This is a genomic window from Lysinibacillus sp. BF-4, assembly GCF_000743635.1.
GTDB lineage: Bacteria > Bacillota > Bacilli > Bacillales_A > Planococcaceae > Metalysinibacillus > Metalysinibacillus saudimassiliensis.
The window spans coordinates 1-21465 of record NZ_JPUW01000003.1 but is presented as its reverse complement, the minus strand read 5'-3'; the positions used below and the strand labels follow the sequence as shown (position 1 = coordinate 21465).

At 41.2% G+C, this 21465-nt stretch carries 18 protein-coding genes, 1 other RNA gene, 1 pseudogene and 1 other annotated feature; of the genes and pseudogenes, 15 read left to right on the top strand and 5 right to left on the bottom strand.

Going from position 1 to position 21465, the window contains the following annotated elements; all coding sequences use genetic code 11:
• Complete coding sequence (locus tag CH76_RS02840; RefSeq protein ID WP_036142668.1) at window positions 1–762, top strand: IclR family transcriptional regulator; 762 nt, start codon at window positions 1–3, stop codon at window positions 760–762.
• A gap of 17 nt (window positions 763–779) precedes the next feature.
• Here the strand turns inward: CH76_RS02840 and CH76_RS02835 are convergent, their stop codons facing one another.
• Together CH76_RS02835 and pxpB are read right to left on the bottom strand one after the other, a co-directional pair.
• Window positions 780–1778 carry a biotin-dependent carboxyltransferase family protein gene (locus tag CH76_RS02835; RefSeq protein WP_036142667.1) on the bottom strand — a complete coding sequence of 333 codons (999 nt, stop codon included), beginning with the start codon at window positions 1776–1778 and terminating at the stop codon, window positions 780–782.
• Window positions 1769–2458, bottom strand: coding sequence for a 5-oxoprolinase subunit PxpB (pxpB, locus tag CH76_RS02830; protein WP_036142665.1), 690 nt, complete (start codon window positions 2456–2458; stop codon window positions 1769–1771). Before pxpB ends, CH76_RS02835 begins: the two co-directional genes overlap by 10 nt.
• A gap of 205 nt (window positions 2459–2663) precedes the next feature.
• Here pxpB and CH76_RS02825 point away from each other — a divergent pair, with 205 nt between their 5' ends.
• Complete coding sequence (locus CH76_RS02825; RefSeq protein ID WP_036142663.1) at window positions 2664–3419, top strand: LamB/YcsF family protein; 756 nt, start codon at window positions 2664–2666, stop codon at window positions 3417–3419.
• A gap of 12 nt (window positions 3420–3431) precedes the next feature.
• Window positions 3432–4637 carry an NRAMP family divalent metal transporter gene (locus CH76_RS02820; protein ID WP_036142662.1) on the top strand — a complete coding sequence of 402 codons (1206 nt, stop codon included), beginning with the start codon at window positions 3432–3434 and terminating at the stop codon, window positions 4635–4637.
• Between the two features lie 38 nt (window positions 4638–4675).
• Here CH76_RS02820 and CH76_RS02815 read toward each other — a convergent pair whose 3' ends face one another.
• Window positions 4676–6172, bottom strand: coding sequence for an N-acetylmuramoyl-L-alanine amidase (locus CH76_RS02815; RefSeq protein WP_036142660.1), 1497 nt, complete (start codon window positions 6170–6172; stop codon window positions 4676–4678).
• 137 nt (window positions 6173–6309) lie between these two features.
• Window positions 6310–6531 (top strand) — a binding site (T-box leader).
• Between the two features lie 47 nt (window positions 6532–6578).
• Between CH76_RS02815 and hisS the strand changes: the two genes are divergently transcribed.
• The 6 genes and pseudogenes from hisS to CH76_RS02790 all read left to right on the top strand — a co-directional run bounded on the left by hisS (window position 6579) and on the right by CH76_RS02790 (window position 12105).
• Window positions 6579–7859, top strand: a complete 1281-nt coding sequence (hisS, locus tag CH76_RS02810; RefSeq protein WP_036142658.1) for a histidine--tRNA ligase — start codon at window positions 6579–6581, stop codon at window positions 7857–7859.
• Window positions 7859–9618, top strand: a pseudogene (gene aspS, locus CH76_RS02805) (aspartate--tRNA ligase). Before hisS ends, aspS begins: the two are co-directional and overlap by 1 nt.
• Before the next feature lie 89 nt (window positions 9619–9707).
• Window positions 9708–9889: non-coding RNA, 6S RNA (gene ssrS, locus CH76_RS13650), on the top strand.
• Window positions 9890–9972: 83 nt separating this feature from the next.
• Window positions 9973–10740, top strand: a complete 768-nt coding sequence (locus CH76_RS02800; RefSeq protein ID WP_036142656.1) for a ThiF family adenylyltransferase — start codon at window positions 9973–9975, stop codon at window positions 10738–10740.
• 152 nt (window positions 10741–10892) lie between these two features.
• On the top strand, window positions 10893–11414 hold the full coding sequence (locus CH76_RS02795) for a hypothetical protein (protein ID WP_036142653.1): 522 nt from the start codon (window positions 10893–10895) through the stop codon (window positions 11412–11414).
• A 28-nt stretch (window positions 11415–11442) separates the two neighbouring features.
• On the top strand, window positions 11443–12105 hold the full coding sequence (locus CH76_RS02790; protein ID WP_036142651.1) for a hypothetical protein: 663 nt from the start codon (window positions 11443–11445) through the stop codon (window positions 12103–12105).
• Window positions 12106–12151: 46 nt separating this feature from the next.
• Here the strand turns inward: CH76_RS02790 and CH76_RS02785 are convergent, their stop codons facing one another.
• Entirely contained in the window at window positions 12152–13429 is a 1278-nt protein-coding gene (locus CH76_RS02785) for a replication-associated recombination protein A (RefSeq protein ID WP_036142650.1), read from the bottom strand.
• Between the two features lie 116 nt (window positions 13430–13545).
• Here CH76_RS02785 and cymR point away from each other — a divergent pair, with 116 nt between their 5' ends.
• From cymR to CH76_RS02765, 4 genes are read left to right on the top strand one after another with little or no spacing between them, the layout of a single operon-like run.
• Window positions 13546–13962, top strand: a complete 417-nt coding sequence (gene cymR / locus CH76_RS02780) for a cysteine metabolism transcriptional regulator CymR (protein ID WP_036142649.1) — start codon at window positions 13546–13548, stop codon at window positions 13960–13962.
• Between the two features lie 13 nt (window positions 13963–13975).
• Window positions 13976–15091 carry a cysteine desulfurase family protein gene (locus tag CH76_RS02775; RefSeq protein ID WP_036142648.1) on the top strand — a complete coding sequence of 372 codons (1116 nt, stop codon included), beginning with the start codon at window positions 13976–13978 and terminating at the stop codon, window positions 15089–15091.
• A gap of 16 nt (window positions 15092–15107) precedes the next feature.
• Window positions 15108–16229, top strand: coding sequence for a tRNA 2-thiouridine(34) synthase MnmA (mnmA, locus tag CH76_RS02770; RefSeq protein WP_036142639.1), 1122 nt, complete (start codon window positions 15108–15110; stop codon window positions 16227–16229).
• 10 nt (window positions 16230–16239) lie between these two features.
• Complete coding sequence (locus tag CH76_RS02765; protein WP_036142634.1) at window positions 16240–16905, top strand: lipopolysaccharide assembly protein LapB; 666 nt, start codon at window positions 16240–16242, stop codon at window positions 16903–16905.
• Window positions 16906–16948: 43 nt separating this feature from the next.
• Here CH76_RS02765 and CH76_RS02760 read toward each other — a convergent pair whose 3' ends face one another.
• On the bottom strand, window positions 16949–17236 hold the full coding sequence (locus CH76_RS02760; RefSeq protein ID WP_036142631.1) for a hypothetical protein: 288 nt from the start codon (window positions 17234–17236) through the stop codon (window positions 16949–16951).
• Window positions 17237–17381: 145 nt separating this feature from the next.
• On the opposite strand from CH76_RS02760, the gene CH76_RS02755 reads away from it, so the two are divergent.
• Window positions 17382–19736, top strand: a complete 2355-nt coding sequence (locus tag CH76_RS02755) for an ATP-dependent RecD-like DNA helicase (RefSeq protein ID WP_081892599.1) — start codon at window positions 17382–17384, stop codon at window positions 19734–19736.
• Window positions 19737–19749: 13 nt separating this feature from the next.
• Entirely contained in the window at window positions 19750–21438 is a 1689-nt protein-coding gene (locus CH76_RS13425; protein ID WP_051910173.1) for a polysaccharide deacetylase family protein, read from the top strand.
• The last annotated feature ends 27 nt before the right edge of the window (window positions 21439–21465 follow it).

Here is a 21465-nt window from a genome sequence, read left to right as displayed (position 1 = left end):
ATGCAAGAAACCGTGAAAAATAAAACCGTGATGCGCTCGATGTTACTATTAGATTTATTTGAGCAGCACGCGGAACTTACCTTTCAAGAGGTGATTACTCTATCTGAGATGCCCAAAAGCTCTGTTTACCGTATGCTGCAATCGTTAGAGGAGTTAGGATTTTTAGAGAAGGGGGAAGATTTGAAATATCGCCTAGGTACGATTTTCTTAAAATATGGGCACCTTGTAGCATCAAGACTAGATATTCGTCATATTTCCTATCCTATTATGGAAAAATTACACGAAGAAACAAAAGAAGTTATTAATTTAACTGTGCGCAGTGGTGATGAAGCGATTTATATCGAAAAAATTGATCGTTACCAAACCATTCGTCTTTATACTGAAATCGGGAAAAAAAGTCCGCTTTATGCTGGGGCTTGTCCAAGAGCGTTACTAGCGTTTTTACCTGTGAATGAGCAAACAACTTACTTAGAACGCACCCCATTAGTGCAAATGGCTAGTGGTACACTAACGACTATCGCAGCTTTGAAGCAGATTATGGCAAAGGAACGTGAGCAAGGCTTTACAGTAAGTCACTCTGAGCTTGAAGACAATACCGCAGCTGTAGCCGCGCCGATTTATAATTACCAAGGTGAAGTTATTGCGGGTATTAGTGCAGCAGGTATTGCGGCTAACTATGACGCGGCATATATTACAAATTTAAGCGAAAAAACCATTGAAGCGGCTGCTAAAATTTCGGCAAAGCTTGGTTATCGTCCATAAAAAAGCTATCTGTGCATTTATTGCGCAGATAGCTTTTTATATTGATCTTTAATTGTGTAAGCAAGTAAGGCAAGATGTCGTGCATTTTGGAAGTAGCGTAACTCTGCTTCGGCATGTGTAACTTCAGTAAAGCGTACTTTAGCACCTGGACGCAACTGCGCTAATAAACTTAAGTCAGCGCTAATAATTTGACCAATTTTAGGATAGCCGCCCGTTGTTTGGTGGTCTGCTAATAAAATAATTGGTTGGCCATTTGGAGGTACTTGAATAGTACCAAAGGCGACGGCTTCTGATAATAGTTCTTGTGTCGTTTGACGCTCTAACGCAACGCCACTCATACGACAGCCCATGCGGTCAGACTGCGGAGTAACGCGGTAATGATTTTTCGTGAAGTTGGTAATGCTTTCTTTCGTGAAGCTGTCATACTCTAGCCCGCGAGTAAAGCGTACAGTTACTTCCTGTGCGTTGGTATGCAAATTTGGATAAAAGGCATGCCATGCTAGGCGTTTGTCACTCAGCTCACGTAATAAAGTAAGTTGTAAGCGGCTAAGTGGCGCATGGTCGATGACATCTCGTTTTTTTAACAGCCTTCCTTCAAGTCCACCAAGTTGTGCGCGTACATAAGTGCTACGGCTATTTAATACAACCGGCACATCAATCCCTCCAGCTAAAGCTAAGTAGCTACGGCAACCTGTACGAGCATTACTGAGTTGTAAAACGTCACCGCTTTTTGCTACATGTGGTTGCCACATCATTAAGGGTTGTCCGTTTAACTCAGGTTGTAGATTACCGCCAGTTACCGCAAATAACGTTGGCTTTGTAAAAATTAAAGTTGGTCCAATTAATGTAATCTCAAGACAAGCAGCATTTGCATCATTAGCTACAAGCATATTGGCAATGCGTAGTGCTTGCTCATCCATAGCGCCACTTGTAATGACACCGTACTGCTGAAAGCCAAAGCGACCTAAATCTTGAACTGTAGTATAAAGTCCGGGATGTAAAATCGTTAGCGCCATGTAATATCCTCCTCTTGTACCGCGACAAATTTTACATACTCACCGCTTTGTAATAGGGTAGGCGGCTCATTTGCTGGATTAAATAATGGTGTTGCAGCTCGCCCGATAATTTGCCAGCCACCTGGTGTTTCGAGTGGGTAAATACCCGTTTGTTTTCCCGCGATTCCTACAGAGCCTGCAGGGATTTTAAGGCGCGGCACAGATTTACGGGGTGTTGCGATTTTTTCGTTCATACCACCGAGGAAGGGAAAGCCTGGCGCAAAGCCTAGCATATATACGAGACAGGGTTCACTCGTATGAATGGCGATAACTTCTTCAACAGAGAGGTTATTATGCTTAGCTACTTCCTCAATATCAGGGCCAAAGATGCCGCCATAAACGACAGGAATTTCGACTGTGCGTGGTGCTGTAGCTTGAGCAGTATTAAGTTTGGCGAAGCGCGCGGATAGCTCGCGCTCAACTTCTGCAAAAACGGATGGTGTACGTGTATGTTGTTGAACAAGTAAAGGGTTATAATACACGGTTAAATTAGTATAGGCAGGCACACACTCTATATAGCCAATAAAAGGCTCTTGTTGGAGGCTGTGCATCATTGCTTGAATCGTTTTTTGGTGCTCGCTATTAATACCATCGCCAAATTTCATATAGGCGGCAGTGTCACCGAACGGTAGGATATGCATAATTGCACCTTCTTTGGTTTCGAATTTTAAAACTCAAGTTGTGAAAAATGAGACTATATTGTTATTATAAAATTCATTTATAAAAAAACAAGTGTAAATATAAAATATTCAGAAAATACGTAGGCAATCGTATAAAAATATGATAAACTTCGAAATAAGTTTTTAAAACAATAGTTCCATTAAACGAAACTAAGGAGGGAAAGAAATGTATCGTGTAGATATTAACTGCGATTTAGGTGAAGGCTTTGGTCGCTATACGATTGGAGAGCCTGAAGAAATATTTTCGTATATTTCTAGCGCTAATATTGCGTGTGGTTACCACGCAGGTGACCCAAAAACGATGCGTGAAACAGTAAAGCGTGCTGTTGCACATAATGTTGCGATTGGTGCCCACCCAGGGTTGCCTGATTTAAATGGCTTTGGTCGTCGTGAAATGAAAATTACACAGCAAGAAGCGTATGACATGGTTATTTATCAAGTTGGTGCTTTGCAAGCCTTTGCTAAAGTAGAGGGTACAGCTTTACGTCATGTTAAGGCGCATGGTGCGCTTTATAATATGGCTGCAGTAGATGCAAATTTAGCGGCAGGCATTGCACAAGCTGTGTATGATATTTCGCCAACACTTGTATTATTTGGCATGGCAGATAGCGAGCTTACCAAAGCAGGCGAGGCATTAGGCTTAAAAACGGCACATGAAGTTTTTGCAGACCGTACATATCAAGCCAATGGTAAATTAACGTCGCGTAGTCGTAAGGATGCCATTATTACTGACGAGGCCATTGCCATTCGTCAGGTGCTACGCTTGATTCAGCAAGGTAAAGTGTTATCGCAAGAAGGACTAGATATTTTACTACGCGCGGATACCGTTTGCGTTCATGGGGATGGATTGCATGCAGTAGCCTTTGCAAAACGAATTTATACAGAGCTTAAAGCGCAGGGCATTGCGATTAAGGCATACTAAGGGGGAACTCGGATGAGCAATGAGTTAATGAACAAAAAAAATAACCGTGGCGTATTACTCGGCGCTGCCTTTTTAATGGCAACGTCGTCCATTGGACCAGGGTTTTTAACACAAACAACAGTATTTACACAGCAACTTGCCGCAAGTTTTGCGTTTGTTATTGTCGTATCACTAATTTTAGATGTTTTTGCACAGATGAATGTGTGGCGTATTATTGCAGTGTCAGGTTTGCGCGGTCAAGAGATTGCGAACAAAGTTTTACCCGGTCTCGGTTATTTTTTAGCATTACTTGTTGTGATGGGCGGGCTTGCGTTTAACATTGGTAACGTAGCAGGTGCAGGTCTTGGTTTAAATGCCATGCTTGGTGTTGACCCAATCGCAGGTGCAATTATTAGTGCCATTATTGCTGTAGCTGTCTTTTCAATTAAAGAAGCGAGTAAGATTATGGATAAGGCAACACAAATTGCAGGGATGATTATGATTATCTTAATGGTGTATGTTGCTTTTAAAACATCACCACCTGTAGGTGAAGCGGTTGCTAACGCTTTTTGGCCAGAGCAAATTAGTTTATATGCCATCGTAACACTTGTTGGTGGTACAGTAGGTGGTTATATTACATTTGCTGGTGGTCACCGTTTATTAGATGCAGGGATTAAAGGTGTAGATGCATTACCTCAAGTAACAAAAAGCTCGGTAACGGGTATTGCTGCAACAGGTGTGATGCGTATTGCTTTATTCCTTGCTGTACTTGGTGTTGTATCGCAAGGCTTAGTCATTGACGAAAGTAATCCAGCGGCATCTGTTTTCCGCTTAGCGGCAGGTGAGGCAGGCTACCGTATGTTTGGTATTATTATGTGGGCAGCTGCCATTACTTCAATTATTGGTGCGGCCTATACGTCGGTTTCATTTATCCGTTCATTTAGCCCAATCATCGAAAAATATTATAATTGGGTAATTATCGCCTTTATTGTTGTATCTACTGCGACATTTGCGTTAGTAGGTAAACCAGTAATGATTTTAATTTTAGTAGGCGCATTAAATGCTTTAATTTTACCATTAGCGCTAGGCATTATTTTAATTGCTGCGTATCGTAAAGATATTGTAGGGACGTATAAGCATCCGCTATGGTTAACCATTCCTGGTGTATTCGTTGTTATTGTAATGGGTATTTTAAGTGTTATGACGTTAGTAAAAGAGTTACCTAAATTATTTATGTAAATAAAAATGCCCTTCGGAATAATCCGAGGGGCATTTTTTTAATGACCGAAATACTGCAAAATACCATTATAAATTCCGAGTGTTGCTTGCTCACGGAATTGTGCAGAAGTGACGGTTTGTTCTTCACTTGGATTTGTTAAAAAGCCAAGTTCAATTAATACAGCCTCTTGACGATTTTCACGTACAACATAGTAGTTGCCTGGTTGTACACCACGATCGTTTAAGCTGACCTTTTGCATAAGGTTTTGATGAATTGCCGTAGCAAGGTTCATTTGATTATCATGGAAATAATACGTTGTGGAACCTGTAATTGAGCTGTTTTCATTGGCATCATAGTGAATGCTAATAAAGGCATCAGCATTTACTTGGTGACCAAGGCTAACGCGCTTACGTAAGGTGACATACTCATCCGCCTCACGTGTTAACACAATGTTAGCGCCAGCCGCTTGTAGTTTAGCGGATAGTAGCGCTGCGGTTTTTAACGTGACGTCTTTTTCGTCCGTACCACGGTAGCCGGTTGTGCCTCTATCTTGACCGCCATGTCCTGGGTCAATGACGATAGTTTTTCCGCTAAGCACGCCTTGTTGACCTGTGTTATGGACGGTGATTTTTGTGTCTTCCTGTTGTTGCGCTTTAGCATCGGTTGATACGACCCAGTTAGCAACGAAGCCTGTGCCGTTTTCTAGTTGGATTTCGTACCAGTCACCTTGCATACCTACTATAGGATATTTTTCGCCTGCATGTACACGCGCAATAACTTGTCCGTTAGTTTCGGCGTTAGCACGCACGTTAGTTTCGTTATAAATAATAGTCGTATAGGTTTGCTCGGTTACTTCTGCATCAGCGCCTTGACTAAATGAGCCATAGAAGCTGTAAAGCCATGCAGTATTGCCATTTACCGAAATCTCAACCCAGTTGTCTTGTTGACTAACCACAGGGAACTGCTCTCCGTATTTTGCGACACCAATCTCCTTAGCATCGAGGCTTGGTTCACTGCGCATACGTAGTGCGTCTACTACAACAGTAAAGGTGCTATTATCTGTAGTAGTACTTGTTTTGGGTGTACCATTTTTAATCGCGATATAATCTTTTGATACCCAACCTTTTTGGTTGTTCCAGCTAATTTGTGCCCAACCATCTCGCTCCTGCAAAAGCTCAGTTTGGTCACCTGTATAAAGCTGGGCTAAAATTGGCGCAGAGAAGTTAGGCTCCATACGCACATTAAGCTTGTCTGCTTGAGAAACAACAGTTTGCGCTTTTTTTGTGGAATTTTCTGGCGTAGTAACAAGCCAGCTAGCAATCCAACCTTCATCATGCTTACTTTGTACTTTAATCCAATCGCCGCTTCGTTCAAGCGATGTTAAGGGTGTACCACTAGCTAATGTTACCAAAACAGGGTACGAGAGCCCTGGACCTTGGCGTAAGTTAACCTCGGCATTCCCTACTTGTAAATCTGTGCTTGCTGCTTGCACGGGTGTAACCATGGCGAACAGGAGGAGTAGTACAAAAAATATTTTTTGGTAATTACTTGCCATGTCTTCCCTCCTTATAATGTTATTATATTACCACAATCTATAGATTGTAAGCGACATAAGCGAGAACTTACCCAAAATGCTTAGACAAACAGTTGACAAGCAAGTGTTTTGTGATTAACATGAACTATATTGAATAGTTAAAACTTATGATAGAGCAAGTAATGATACCACTATTGGCTAGAGAGAAAAAGACATGGGCTGCAATCTTTTTCACAAAAATGTATCATGAATAACACTCTTGAAGTTCTTTAATGAAATGTAGTAGTTAAAGACGGTTACGAGCCGTTAGTCGTTTGAGGTGGGCAAACTTTTTGCCAACTAGGGTGGAACCGCGGAAGCTATTAGCTCTCGTCCCTTGCGTAATGCAAGTGGCGAGGGCTTTTTTTATTTTAAGGAGGTCATGGAGATGAGTTTTAAAGTACCAAGAGGCACGCAAGATATTTTACCTGGCGAGTCAGCAAAGTGGCAACGCGTAGAAGAAATCATTCGCGATTTATGTCGTGTTTATCGCTACGATGAAATTCGTACACCAATGTTTGAAAGCACAGAGCTATTTACACGTTCAGTGGGTGAGACAACAGATGTTGTCCAAAAGGAAATGTATACGTTTGAAGACCGCGGTGGCAGATCTTTAACATTGCGTCCAGAAGGCACAGCAGCAGTTGTTCGTTCATATGTAGAGCACAAAATGTTTGGCTCACCTGATCAGCCTGTAAAATTATCTTATATTGGACCAATGTTCCGCTATGAGCGCCAACAGGCAGGTCGCTATCGTCAATTTGTACAATTTGGTGTAGAAGCGATTGGCAGTGATGATGCAGCAATTGATGCAGAAGTTATTTCATTAGCTATGGATGTTTATGAGCAAGCAGGCCTTACGGATATTAAGCTTGTCCTTAACTCATTAGGCGACAAGGAAACTCGCGACAATCACCGCGCAGCCTTAGTGGCACATTTTGAGCCAGCGATTGGTGAGTTTTGTAGCGACTGTCAGTCACGTTTAGCAAAAAATCCATTACGTATTTTAGATTGTAAAAAGGATCACGCGCATCCTCTAATGGCTACAGCACCAAAGTTAACAGATTATTTAACAGAAAGTGCAGCAGCTTACTTCGCAGATGTCAAAATGTATTTAGATACATTAGGTATTGCTTATGAGCTAGACCCTAATTTAGTGCGTGGCCTAGATTACTATAACCACACAGCATTCGAAATTATGTCAACAGCAAGTGGCTTTGGCGCTATTACAACGCTTTGTGGCGGTGGTCGTTATAATGGTTTAACAAAAGAAATTGGTGGACCAGATGCGGCAGGCATTGGTTTTGCGATGAGCATTGAGCGTTTATTATTAGCGCTTGAAGCGGAAGGTAAGTCACTAGATTTACACAATGAGCTTGATGTATACATCGTGGCAATGGACGAAGCGGCTAAAGTTAAAGCAGTAGAGCTAGCCAGCACTTTCCGTACAAAGGGCATTGCAGCAGAAATTGATTATGCACAGCGTAAAATGAAAGCACAAATGAAGGCGGCAGACCGTCTACAAGCTAAATTTGTTCTTATTTTAGGTGAAACTGAATTACAACAGCAAGCGGCTGCCGTAAAAGAAATGGCAACAGGCGAGCAACAAACCATCGCATTTAGCGAACTGGTAACATATTTACAAGGAAAATTAGGAGGACAAGCATAATGGCAAAACGTACACATACATGTGGCTTACTATCAGAGGCACAAACGGGTGAAAAGGTAGTATTAAAAGGTTGGGTGCAACGTCGCCGCGACTTAGGTGGTTTAATCTTTATTGATTTACGTGACCGCGAAGGTATCGTACAAATCGTTGTTAACCCAGAAACAGCGCCTGAAGCTTTAGCAATTGCTGAAACTGTGCGTAGTGAGTTTGTGTTAGAAGTAACAGGTGAAGTTGTATTACGTGATGCCTCACAAGTAAACAACAATGTGGCAACAGGTAAAATTGAAGTAATCGCTTCAGCACTAGTTATTATTAATACAGCCAAAACACCACCATTCGCTATTGAAGACCGCACGGATGTTTCAGAGGAGCTACGTTTAAAATACCGTTACCTAGACCTGCGTCGCCCTGCGATGTACGAAACATTAAAAATGCGTTCAGACGTTACACGTACGATTCGTAACTTCTTACAAACAGAAGCTTCCTAGAAGTAGAGACGCCAATTTTAACGAAATCTACACCAGAAGGCGCGCGTGATTACTTAGTGCCATCACGTGTGCATGAGGGTGAGTTTTATGCCTTACCACAATCACCACAATTATTTAAACAATTATTAATGGTGTCAGGCTTCGAAAAATACTTCCAAATTGCGCGTTGTTTCCGTGATGAAGACTTACGTGCTGACCGTCAGCCAGAGTTTACACAAGTCGATATCGAAACAAGCTTTATGTCAATGGATGAAGTTATCGAAACAAACGAACGTATGATGCAAGCGGTAATGAAAGAAGTAAAAGGTATTGACGTAACTGTGCCATTCCCACGTATGCCATACCAAGAAGCAATGGATCGCTTTGGTTCAGATAAACCAGACGTGCGCTTTGGTTTAGAGCTTGTACAACTATCAGAGATTGTTAAAAACTCTAGCTTTAAAGTATTTGCTTCAGCAGTAGAAAACGGCGGCGAAGTAAAAGGTATTAACGTTAAAGGGGCAGCAACGAACTACTCACGTAAAGACATTGATGCATTAGGTGAGTTTGCAGGCGTTTATGGCGCTAAAGGTTTAGCTTGGTTAAAAGTTACTGAAGAAGGCTTAAATGGTCCAATCGCAAAATTCTTTGAGGGCGAAGCAGCAACAGCATTAATCGAAGCACTTGACGGTGAAGCGGGTGACTTATTCTTATTCGTAGCAGATAAAAAGAATGTAGTAGCCGATGCACTTGGCGCACTACGCTTAAAATTAGGTAAAGAACTTGAGTTAATTGATGAGTCACAATTTGCCTTCTTATGGGTAGTAGACTGGCCGTTACTTGAGTATGATGCTGAAGCTCGTCGTTATACAGCAGCACATCACCCATTCACACGTCCGTTTGAAGAAGACGTAGCGTTAATGGATACAGACCCTGCTAGTGTGCGCGCACAAGCTTATGATATTGTGTTAAATGGTTATGAACTTGGTGGTGGTTCTTTACGTATTTACGAAAAAGAACTGCAACAAAAAATGTTTAAACTACTTGGCTTTACAGAAGAAGAAGCTAATGAGCAATTTGGCTTCTTATTAGATGCTTTTGAATACGGTGTACCACCACATGCTGGTTTAGCACTTGGTTTAGACCGTCTAATTATGTTATTAGCAGGTCGCACAAACTTACGTGACACAATTGCATTCCCTAAAACAGCTTCAGCAAGCTGCTTATTAACGGATGCACCAAGCGAAGTTGCACCAGCACAATTAGCAGATTTACACATTCGTTTACGTTAATTTTATGACGCTCACCTATTGTGGGCGTCTTTTTTATACTAAGTTCAATTAATTGACTTTTCAAAACAGTGTGATAAAATTAGTTTTAATAAATCCTAGGCTATACGTTTAGTTTTATTTTTGATTGACCGACACCAGTAACTAGGAAACTTTAATTTCAATTACAAAAATACGCCTTTTACATAGAAGGACATTTGCGTACTTGATGCGAGTATCCACCTTCACATAGAAGGGTTCAATCAACTTTAAGCGACGGTAGCTTTGGATTTTTTGTTTGTCATTAATACATAGCTTGATACTTGGTTTTTTGTTGTGTATAATTCGCTCATACAATAAAAAAGTGAGGCGTTACAAATGGTACACCAATTTTCAAGAAACGAACTAGCGATTGGCAAAGAAGGCGTTGCTAAATTACAGCAGACAACCGTAGCAATTTTAGGGATTGGAGGCGTAGGTTCTTTCGCAGCAGAGGCCTGTGCACGCTCAGGTGTAGGTAAAATTGTGCTTGTTGATAAGGATGACGTTGATATTACTAATGTTAATCGGCAGTTAGTAGCTTATTTATCAACAGTAGGTCAATCTAAATCAGCTGTAATGAAAGAACGTATTGCTGATATTAATCCTGCTTGTGAGGTTGTAGATATGCATATGTTTTATACAGACGAAACATACGAAAGGTTTTTTGCGGAGGATATTGACTACGTAATTGATGCTTCGGATACTGTGATGTATAAAATTCATGTCATGAAAGAATGCTTGCGCCGTAATATCCCGATTATTTCAAGTATGGGTGCGGCTAATAAGCTTGATCCTACACGCTTTCAAATTGCAGATATCGCTAAAACACATACAGACCCATTGGCAAAAGTTATTCGTACAAAACTACGTAAAGAAGGTATTACAAAAGGGGTTACCGTTGTATTTTCGGACGAGAGCCCAATTGTAGTGCGCGAGGATATTGTTGATGAGATTGGTAATAAGGATGCTACCGTGCGTAAGGCGCAATTGCCACCTTCTTCTAACGCTTTTGTACCCTCGGTAGCAGGTCTATTTGCTGCAAGTTGGGTAATAAATAAAATTATTGAGGACATGCCAATTACACGTGTCAACGATGCAAAGTAACTTTGGCAATCTGTCACAAAATTGCTACAAATGACTTGAATTACGTTCCTTTATACGTAAACCCTAATTTTTATAACTATTATTGTTATACTTTTCGTAACCAATACGGTTAAGCAAGGGTAGGGAATTATGGACTAAAGGGAGTGTTAATGATGGCAATTAAAACAACTAAAGGTGATTTATTAGATGTAATGTCTTTGCAAGAGCAAATTGACCACATTGTATTCGATTATATGGATACGTCAGTACGACACGAAATTGCACATGAGCAACTAAACGAACTTTTTACAGAAGTGCAGCAGTACTTCACCAATTATATAACGAAAAATAATGGTGTGTTGCCAGATGCATCCACCTATTGGCATATGTTTGTGAGTTGTGTTTCACAGCTTAGTTATTTTTTATCAATTACTACGTTCACTACTGCACAACAGTTAGCAGATAAAACACAAGCTGTACAATATGCAGAGTTAGCAGTAGCAACACTACCGCAAATGAAAAGTGAAGATGACGAGCTTTTAGTCGATGAAATGAATGAAAAGTATACTGCGCTTATTGAGGATGAAACAAAAATGCGTGAGGTAGTCGCTTCATTAGCCACAGCGCGCAATGATGTAGCAACAAGCTTGCGACTTTTTGCAGATTACATGACGCAGCATACTGTGATATCATAACAGCATAATTTAAGGGGAGGGCAAAGAGATGGCAACAACGTTAGCACATTCAATCATGACGGAGATTGCTCAAGGTGATTATGGTCTTGTTGTATCAAATGAGCAAGATAACGATGCATTTGCGCAACGTTTTTTACCCGCCTTCACAACTACTGGAGAGTTTGAGACAACGTTTTGTTCTTCCTATGTTGCAATTACCATGCGAGATATTTGGCTGATGTTTTATTATGGTCGAGATAATGTCATTATTAATCAAAAAAATACTATGATTCATTCTGTACGTTATGCATTATTGCAGGCCATTGCTAAAGATACTGCTATCGAAAATCTCGAAAATGCATGTAAAGGTGATGCCGATCAGGCATTTATTTATACAACAATTACAACGCATTACCTGCTTCATTGGTTAAATGAGTATGTGTTGCAGGTGAATTATTTAGATGAAGATTACCAGCTAGTTAAATCTATCAAAATGCAAAAGTATCATGAAGTATATGAGGAGCTATCAACAGCTATCACACCACTACCAAGGCATTGGGTTGTGGCGCAAGCTAATGTTGTGAAAGCAATTCATCAATCTTTAGCACAAGAGGAAAAACTGTTTTCTGATGTGATGAAGGATGTTGCGATGCGTTGTTTAGGTTTACAACCTACAGCAAGCATTGCAGATGCGATAAAGGTACTACGCTAAAAAAACTACCGCCACCATTGTTACCTAACAATAGTGGCGGTAGTTTTTATTTTGCTTTATCACGTAAGCCTTGATAAATTTTTGCGAGACGTTGTTCCTCACCAGCAAGTAGTGGAGAATAAAATTGCAAACCTTCTACTTCATCAGGCAAATATTGTTGTTTGACCCAGCCACCAAACGTGCCCATAGGTGTAAGGTGAGGGTAGCTGTAGCCTACATGTTCTAATGCTTCTGCACCTGCGTAATGAGTGTCACGTAAATGCTTAGGAATATCGCCAACATGTCCACTATTAATCGCATGGGTGGCCTTGTCAATGGCTTTATAGGCAGTATTAGATTTGCTCGAAAGACACATGCTAATGACGGCATTAGCTAAAGGAATACGTGCTTCTGGCATACCGAGGCGTTCAGCTGCTTGCACGCTTGCAAGCACTTGAGCCCCGATTTGCGGGTTAGCAAGCCCAATATCCTCATAAGCCATTACGAGTAGGCGGCGGTTAACAGCAACTAAGTCACCAATCTCTAAAAGGTGAGCTAAGTAATAGAGTGCGGCATCTGCATCACTACCACGTACTGATTTTTGCAATGCCGATAATAAATTATAAAAATGAGAGCCCTTATTATCTCCGTAAACACCAATGCGTTTACTTAAATGAGCAATAGCGTCATCGGTAGCGATTGTCGTATTGCCTTTCACATCGCCAGAATAAAATACCGACTCTATTAAGGTGAGCGCACGGCGTGCATCGCCACCGGCAGCAATAGCGATGTTATCGAGTTGCTCGTCGGTAATTATAAAGTCTTCTTTGCCAAGCCCGTAAGTCTCATCTTGAATAGCGCGCGTTATTAGTAATTTACAATCTGCCGCTGTAAGGCGTGTGAGTTGGATAATATCACCACAACGTGAGCGTATGGCAGGATTAACGCTATGGAAGGGGTTTTCTGTAGTAGCCCCAATTAAAATTATTTTGCCATTTTCGACGTGAGGTAACAAGGCATCTTGCTGTAATTTATTAAAACGATGGATTTCGTCTAAAAATAAAATAACCTGACCGTAATAGTCAGCTTCGTTAACAACATGCTCTACATCTTTTTTAGTAGAGATTGTAGCGTTTAATGGGTAGAAGGGGAGTTTAGCTGTGCCTGCAATTGCATTTGCAATGGATGTTTTGCCAATGCCTGGCTCACCGTAAAATAACATAGACGGCACATGCCCCTTACAAATCATTTTATACAGTGCGGTATTTTTTCCGATAATATCGTCTTGCCCTACAATATCGTCAAGTGTACGCGGGCGCATTCGGAAAGCGAGTGGTTCGCTCATTTTACCAGCCTCCAATCTGTAATATATTGTAGCATAAGCGCTTATGTCACACTCGTAAACGTGCATATATGTTATACTATGGCTATATTTTTTTAACTAAAGTAAGAGGTGTTCATATGAAGATTTCAACGAAAGGGCGCTATGGTTTAACCATTATGATTGAGCTCGCTAAAAATTATGGCGATGGCCCAACGCCACTACGAAAGATTGCGACAGACAAAGAGCTGTCTGAGGCATATTTAGAGCAATTAATTTCGCCATTGCGTAATGCAGGGTTAGTAAAAAGTGTACGCGGTGCTTATGGTGGCTATTTATTAGCGCATCCACCTGCAGAAATTTCTGCAGCTGATGTTATTCGTGTATTAGAAGGACCTATCCAACCTGTCGAAGGTATTGAGGACGAGGAAGCACCACAACGCGAGCTGTGGTCACGTATTCGTGACGCAGTAAAAAATGTATTAGATACAACAACGATAGAAGATTTAGCAAATCATGTAGAGCGCACTGAAGACGGCTACATGTTCTATATTTAAAGGAGTAAACGCAATGACAATTTATTTAGATTATGCAGCGACTTCGCCAATGCGACCAGCCGTAATTGATACGATGCTAGCGGCGATGCAAGTATACGGAAACCCATCAAGCGTACATGCAGCAGGACGTGAAGCGCGTAAAGCTATTGATGAAGCGCGTATGACGATTGCACAGTCGATTGGTGCAAAAGATACGGAAATTATTTTTACAAGTGGCGGTACAGAGGCAGACAATACAGCCATTTTTGGTGTGGCTTATGCTAATCGTCATAAAGGTAAGCATATTATTACAACGCAGGTGGAGCATCATGCTGTACTTCATGCGTGTGAAAAATTGCAAAAAGAAGGTTTTGACGTAACCTATTTACCTGTAGATGCAAATGGTGCAGTAAGTGTTGCTGCTGTAAAACAAGCACTACGTGAGGATACAATTTTAGTCACAATTATGTTAGCTAACAATGAGGTAGGTACAATCCAGCCAATTGCAGAAATTGGGGCCTTATTACGCGAGCACCCTGCAACTTTTCATACGGATGCGGTACAGGCATACGGCGTACTACCTATTGAGGTAGATGAGCTAGCTGTCGATTATTTAAGTGTGTCAGCGCATAAAATCGGTGGGCCAAAAGGCATTGGTTTTGTATATCAGCGCACAGGTGCGGCATTTAGTCCTTTATTATTTGGTGGGCAACAAGAGCGTATGCGCCGTGCTACTACAGAAAACGTACCAGCGATTATCGGCTTTGCTAAAGCTGTAGCAATGCGTACAGAGGTAGATTATTTAGCGTTTAAGCAATTGATGCAAGATACGTGGCAAGCTGCAGGTATTACGTACGCTATCAATGGCACGAACACGCTACCACAAATATTTAATGTTAGTTTTGCGGGTGTGGATGTAGAGTCAATGCTTGTCAATTTAGATATGGCGGGGATTTGTGCATCAAGCGGCTCTGCTTGTACAGCAGGCGCTATTGACCCGTCGCATGTATTAGTAGCGATGTACGGTGAGGGTGCGCCTGAGCTACGCAATGCAATTCGTTTTAGCTTTGGTTTTAGTACAACAGCACAAGAGGTTGAGCAAGCTGCTAAGCAAGTGGCAGAGATTGTTACACGCCTCGTTAATTTATAGAAAAAGGTGAAGTGAAATGGCAACAACTAAAGACCCGTCGCAAACGCGTGTCGTAATTGGGATGTCTGGCGGTGTAGATTCTTCAGTAGCAGCTTTATTATTAAAAGAGCAAGGCTATGAGGTAATCGGTATATTTATGAAAAACTGGGATGACACTGACGAATCAGGCGTTTGTACAGCAACGGAAGATTATGAAGACGTAATTAAAGTATGTAACCAAGTAGGTATCCCTTACTATGCCGTCAATTTTGAGAAACAGTACTGGGATAAAGTATTTACGTACTTCCTACAAGAGTATAAAGCAGGACGTACACCAAACCCTGACGTGATGTGCAATAAGGAAATTAAATTTAAAGCTTTCTTAGAGCATGCAAAAAGCTTAGGAGCAGATTATGTAGCAACAGGTCACTATGCACGCGTCCGTCATGACGAAACAGGTAGCACAATGCTGCGTGGTGTAGATAACAATAAGGATCAAACGTACTTCCTTAACCAATTATCACAAGAGCAACTTGAGCATGTGTTGTTCCCAATTGGCGAAATGGAGAAAAAAGAAGTCCGAAAAATTGCAGAGGCAGCTGGTTTAGCTACGGCAAAGAAAAAGGACTCAACAGGTATTTGCTTTATTGGCGAACGTAATTTTAAAGAGTTTTTAGGACAATATTTACCTGCACAGCCTGGCAATATGGAAACAATGGACGGTGAGGTAAAAGGTAAGCATGATGGCTTAATGTATTACACATTAGGGCAGCGTCACGGACTTGGTATTGGTGGCGATGGTGAGCCTTGGTTTGTATTAGGTAAAGACCTTGAACGCAACGTATTATTAGTAGGTCAAGGCTTCCACCATGATGCGGTTTACTCAACATCTTTAACAGCAACTGAAATGAACTTTACAACACCACAAGCAATGCCTGCTACTTTTACGTGTACGGCTAAGTTCCGCTACCGTCAAGAAGACTCACCTGTAACGGTGCAAATGCTGACAGATGGTCGTGCAGAAATTACATTTGCTGCACCTGTGCGTGCGATTACACCAGGACAAGCTGTTGTATTATATGATGGTGATGTATGCCTAGGTGGCGGTACGATTGATGAAGTATTTAAAAACGGCGAAAAATTAACATACGTAGGGTAAGGTGACAGGCATGATAGTAAACTATAATGAATTAGGCATTGAGGCCTTTCAAGCAAAGCGCTACGACGAGGCGGCGCAAGCCTTTAATGATGCCATTGAGGCAAATCCTGAGGAGGCTGTAGGTTATATTAACTTTGGTAACTTACTCGCTGCATTAAATGACACAGAGCGTGCAGAGCGCTTCTTTCAAAAAGCAATTACACTAGACGAAACAGCCGCAACGGCTTATTACGGGCTAGCTAATCTTTATTATAATAATGAACGTTACGCAGAAGCGGCAACACTTTACCAAAAGGCTATTGAGCATAAATTGGAGGGTGCAGATGCCTATTACATGTTAGGTAAAAGCTTAGAGCAACAAGAAAACTTTAAATTTGCGCTACCTTATATGCAACGTGCGGCAGAGCTTGCACCATTTGATAGTCAAGTGCGTTTGTCATATGGTATTTTACTATGCACGCTTGAAATGTTTGAGCAAGCAGAACCAGAGCTACTCGCTGTTACAGAAATGGATAAGGATAATGCAGATGCTCATTATAATTTAGGTGTGCTATATGCAGTATCTACGCAAAATACAGAAGGCGCATTGCATCACCTAGAGCGCGCCTTTACAATTTCACCAGCGTTTGAGCAAGCTAAATACATTTATGATTTAGTTAATCAACGTTTACAATGAAAAAAATACCAGACCTGTCCAAGTTGACAGGTCTGGTATTTCATTAGGCTGTAATTACAGCATTTAGCTGGTAGCGCGCATTAAAAGAGGCTACAAACTTTTCTAAATCTATTGTTACACACGTATAAGGCTCTGTTTCATACGTTTGCAATAAGCCACACGTTGCTTTTAATGATTTGGAGAATTCGAGTAACATTTGTTCATTGTCGAGTTGTACTTGAATTTCTTGCGCATTATCCATAGTATTAACTTTGAAGTATTTACCATCAATTATACGTTCTAAATTTGTGTTTTTGAACGGGAAAACTAGCTCTTTATAAATTAAATTCATGAAATGTCCACCTTTGCTTTTCTATAATGCTAGTATAATTATAGCATTGATTTAATAAAAAAGAAAAATCAGACAAATTTAGATGCGAATAAAGCAAATAGCTAGAAATAAGCTGTAAATTTTAGAAAATCGTTAGGAGGTTATTATGGTACATTTTGTTGAGGGCGAGGTAAATCGCGTAGTATTTCATAATGAAGAAACCTTGTATACCGTACTCAGCCTCCGCGTAACAGATACGGATGCACCAACTATTTCTCGCAAGCAAGATTTAACCGTCGTTGGTAGTTTTTTAGCTATCGAAAAAGAAGAAATGTATCGCTTTACAGGGTATGCTAAAACGCATGCGCGTTACGGGGATCAGTTTTCTGCTGATACTTTTGAAAAGCAATTGCCAACGTCTCGTCTAAGTCTTGTGCGCTATTTATCCAGTGATTTATTCCCTGGGATTGGCATTAAAACAGCTGAGATGATTATTGATAAGGTAGGAGACAATACATTACAGCGCATTTTGCAAGACGGGGATGTACTTGATGCTGTCCCGCGGCTGACAGACGAAAAAAAACAAATGATTATTACGAATGTGCAAGAAAATATTGGTGTGTCACATATTTTGCTGAAGCTACAGGAGTATGGCATCGGAAATAAAGACAGTATTAAGGTTTATGAAACCTACCGTGCAGACACTTTGAAAGTTGTAGAGGACAACCCTTACCGCTTAATTGAGGATATTAAGGGTATTGGCTTTGATAAGGCAGATAAGATTGGCAAGTCCTTGCACTTTGCACACGAGGATACAAGACGCATTGAAGCAGCCTTAATCGCTGCGTTAAATGAAGCGGTTACGACAGAGCATATTTACGCAGAGGCGAGTGAGGTTGTAGCGCGTGCACAACAGCTTGCAACGATTCAAGATGCGGAGCTATTTACGGCTACTCTAGAGCGTTTAATTGACGAGGGCGCATTATGCGGCGAAGAAACGCGTGTATACCCTAAAGGTTTGTATTATTCCGAAGTAGGCATTGCCCATAAAATAATTTCTTTATTAATGGACAACGAAAAGGCGCCCTCATTCGTCAATAGTGATGTATACGCTGCGATAGGTGAGGTAGAAGAAAAACTCGAAGTCAAATATGCCACTACGCAAGCAGAGGCAATTGCAACGGCAGTGGAGTCGGCATTAATGATTTTAACAGGTGGGCCAGGTACAGGTAAAACAACTGTAGTACGCGGTATTGTTGAGGTGTATGCTGCGTTGCATGAATTGCCGCTAGACCCTGCACATTATGCCGCAAAAAATGAGGCGTTTCCGATTGTACTAGCCGCACCAACAGGGCGAGCCGCAAAGCGTTTAGCAGAGTCTACAGGCTTACCTGCCATGACTATTCACCGCTTGTTAGGGTTTACAGGGCAAGAGGAAGAAGAAGGTAGTGAGCGTGCGGTTACAGGCAAATTATTAATTGTGGATGAGTTTTCGATGGTGGATACGTGGTTAGCTTACCAGCTATTAAAGGCACTACCAGAGGATATGCAAGTAATATTTGTAGGGGATGAAGACCAACTGCCATCTGTAGGGCCTGGTCAAGTATTACGCGATTTATTACAGAGTAAGCAAGTGCCCGTTATTGAGTTGACTGAGGTATTTCGACAAGCGAGCCACTCCTCTATTATTAGAATGGCTCATGAAATTAAGCAAGGAGCTGTACCTGCGGATATTACCGCAAAAACACCTGACCGTTCTTTTATACCAGCTAATACGCCCGACATTGCCAACCGTGTTACTCGCATTATTAAGCGTGCACTAGACACAGGGCAATCCATTGAAGACATCCAAGTGCTTGCGCCGATTTACCGTGGACCAGCAGGGATTGATCATTTAAATCGTGAAATCCAAGCAGTAGTAAATCCACGTACAACAGCGAAACCAAAGGAAGTAATTTATGGGGATACTACGTACCGGGTAGGGGATAAAGTTTTACAACTGGTTAATCAACCAGAGAGTAATGTATTTAATGGTGATATGGGGCGTGTCACGCATATTATTTTGGCTAAGGAGAGCGCCGATAAAAAAGAACAAATGGTTGTATCCTTTAGTGGTATTGAAGTGACATATGAGCGAGCAGACCTTAGCCAGCTGACGTTAGCGTATTGTTGTTCTGTGCATAAGGCACAAGGCTCAGAGTTTGCGACTGTTATTATGCCTGTCGTTAATGATTATTATCGCATGCTTAATCGCAATATTTTATACACGGGTATTACTCGTGCGCAGCGCTTTTTAATTTTATGTGGCGACCCTAATGCTTTTCAAAAAGGATTACGCCGAGCAGATACTTTAGCGCGTCGGACAAGTTTAACTGCACGCCTTGCGATTATTGACCAAGTAGCAGAGCAAGTAGTACAAGCTACAACTGAAATTAACTTAACTGCTGTAAACTACCAGCACATTTCACCGATGATAGGTATGGAAGGTGTGCGACCAGAGGATTTTATGGAGAGTGAGTAAAGGAGAAGATATCATGCAACGATTGATACGTGCGTTTATTGTAGTATTTGCTTTTGTAGTAACAGGCAGCTTAACTGCACAGGCAGCTAAGCCAATTATTGAGGTTACGCAAAATGTACCCGTTTACGATAATCGTACAGGACAACTAGTTGAAATTGGGCAACTTGTACAAGGTGAAACATTTACAGTTGAAAAAAGCTATGGTGACAATTGGTGGCAAATTCGTTGGAGTAATCACTATGCGTATATTGCTAAAAATCGCACTAAGCAAGTAAAAGCGGTAAATTATCGCAATGCAACAGCAATTGCACCTGCGAAGCAAATTGTTACTGCTAATCGAGATGCAAGCATTATGGATAATAAAACCGTTGCAGGCACATTAAAAGCTTTTGCAGTGCTAAAGCAAGGGCAAACCTATCCAGTAATTAGTCAAATGGGTAACTGGTATGGCATTGAACTGAATGGACGACTAGGTTTTATTTATCATACAAATGTCGATGTAACGAGTACACCAGCACCTCAACCAAAGCCACCAGTAACAACGCCACCGAGTAAGCCAGTGGCTAAAACAGGTTTTACAACAACATATACAGAAGTTATTGATTTTAGACGTGATAAGCCAATGACGGTAGCACGCTTATATGGCAATACACCGATTAAATATGTGGATGATCCAGCGGATAGCCGCTACAAAACGCATGTTAAGGTTCAATGGGGCGATGCACCTGTATATATTACACGCTCTCATGTAAAAGAGCAGACCGTTGCGGCTAATCGCTTTACAACGCTACGTCCAACAGGTAAATTTATTATTCCGTATAATTCACAAAGCAATCATATTTATACAAATGAGAGTGGTAAGCTGATAGCCTTTGGTCACTTAGATACCAATCAGCGCTTCCCGCTAATTCGTACGGAGGGCAACTGGTATGTAACAGTAATTGGTGGTCGTGAGGGTTATATTCATAGCTCTAAGGCGGCACTAGACCGTGGTGTAGCCGTATTAATGTATCATCATGTTTTACCAGAGCGTGATTTAGGTTTCTTTAAACATAAAAGTACGACTGTGACGAGTGAGCAGTTTAGACAGGAAATGGCGTACCTAAATTCGCAAAACTACGAAACAATTACTTTAGACGAATTCCGTCGTTATTTAAAACGACAAATTACTTTGCCTGCAAACTCTGTGGTGTTAACTTTTGATGATGGTTTATTATCAACGCGAGAGTATGCTTACCCTGTATTAAAGAAACATAATTTTAAAGCAGCCCAGTTTTTAATTACGGCACGTAATGATGCGGCAAACCCTAAGCAAGTGTTTAGCCCCAATGTATTACAAGCGTTATCATGGCAGGATGTAACGAATATGAGTGATGTCTTTTCATTTGAAGGGCATACGTACAACTTGCATAATATCATTGGCAAGACAAGCAATGTGCTAACAGTATCGAATGCACAGCTTGCAGCAGATTTAAAGCGCAATATTTCGAGTTTACCAAAAGGCCCACGCGCATTTGCCTATCCATTTGGTCAATTTAATGCAAATACTGTGCAAATTGTAAAGAATGCAGGCTTTGACCTAGCACTAACGACACGACTTGGCTATAATTCACCTTATGAAGACCCATTTTATATTAAGCGTGTATCATCAGATCAAAGTGTGTCACTTGAGCAATATAAGCGTATGGTTCGACCGTATTAATTATAGTGAAATAAAAAACCCTTACAC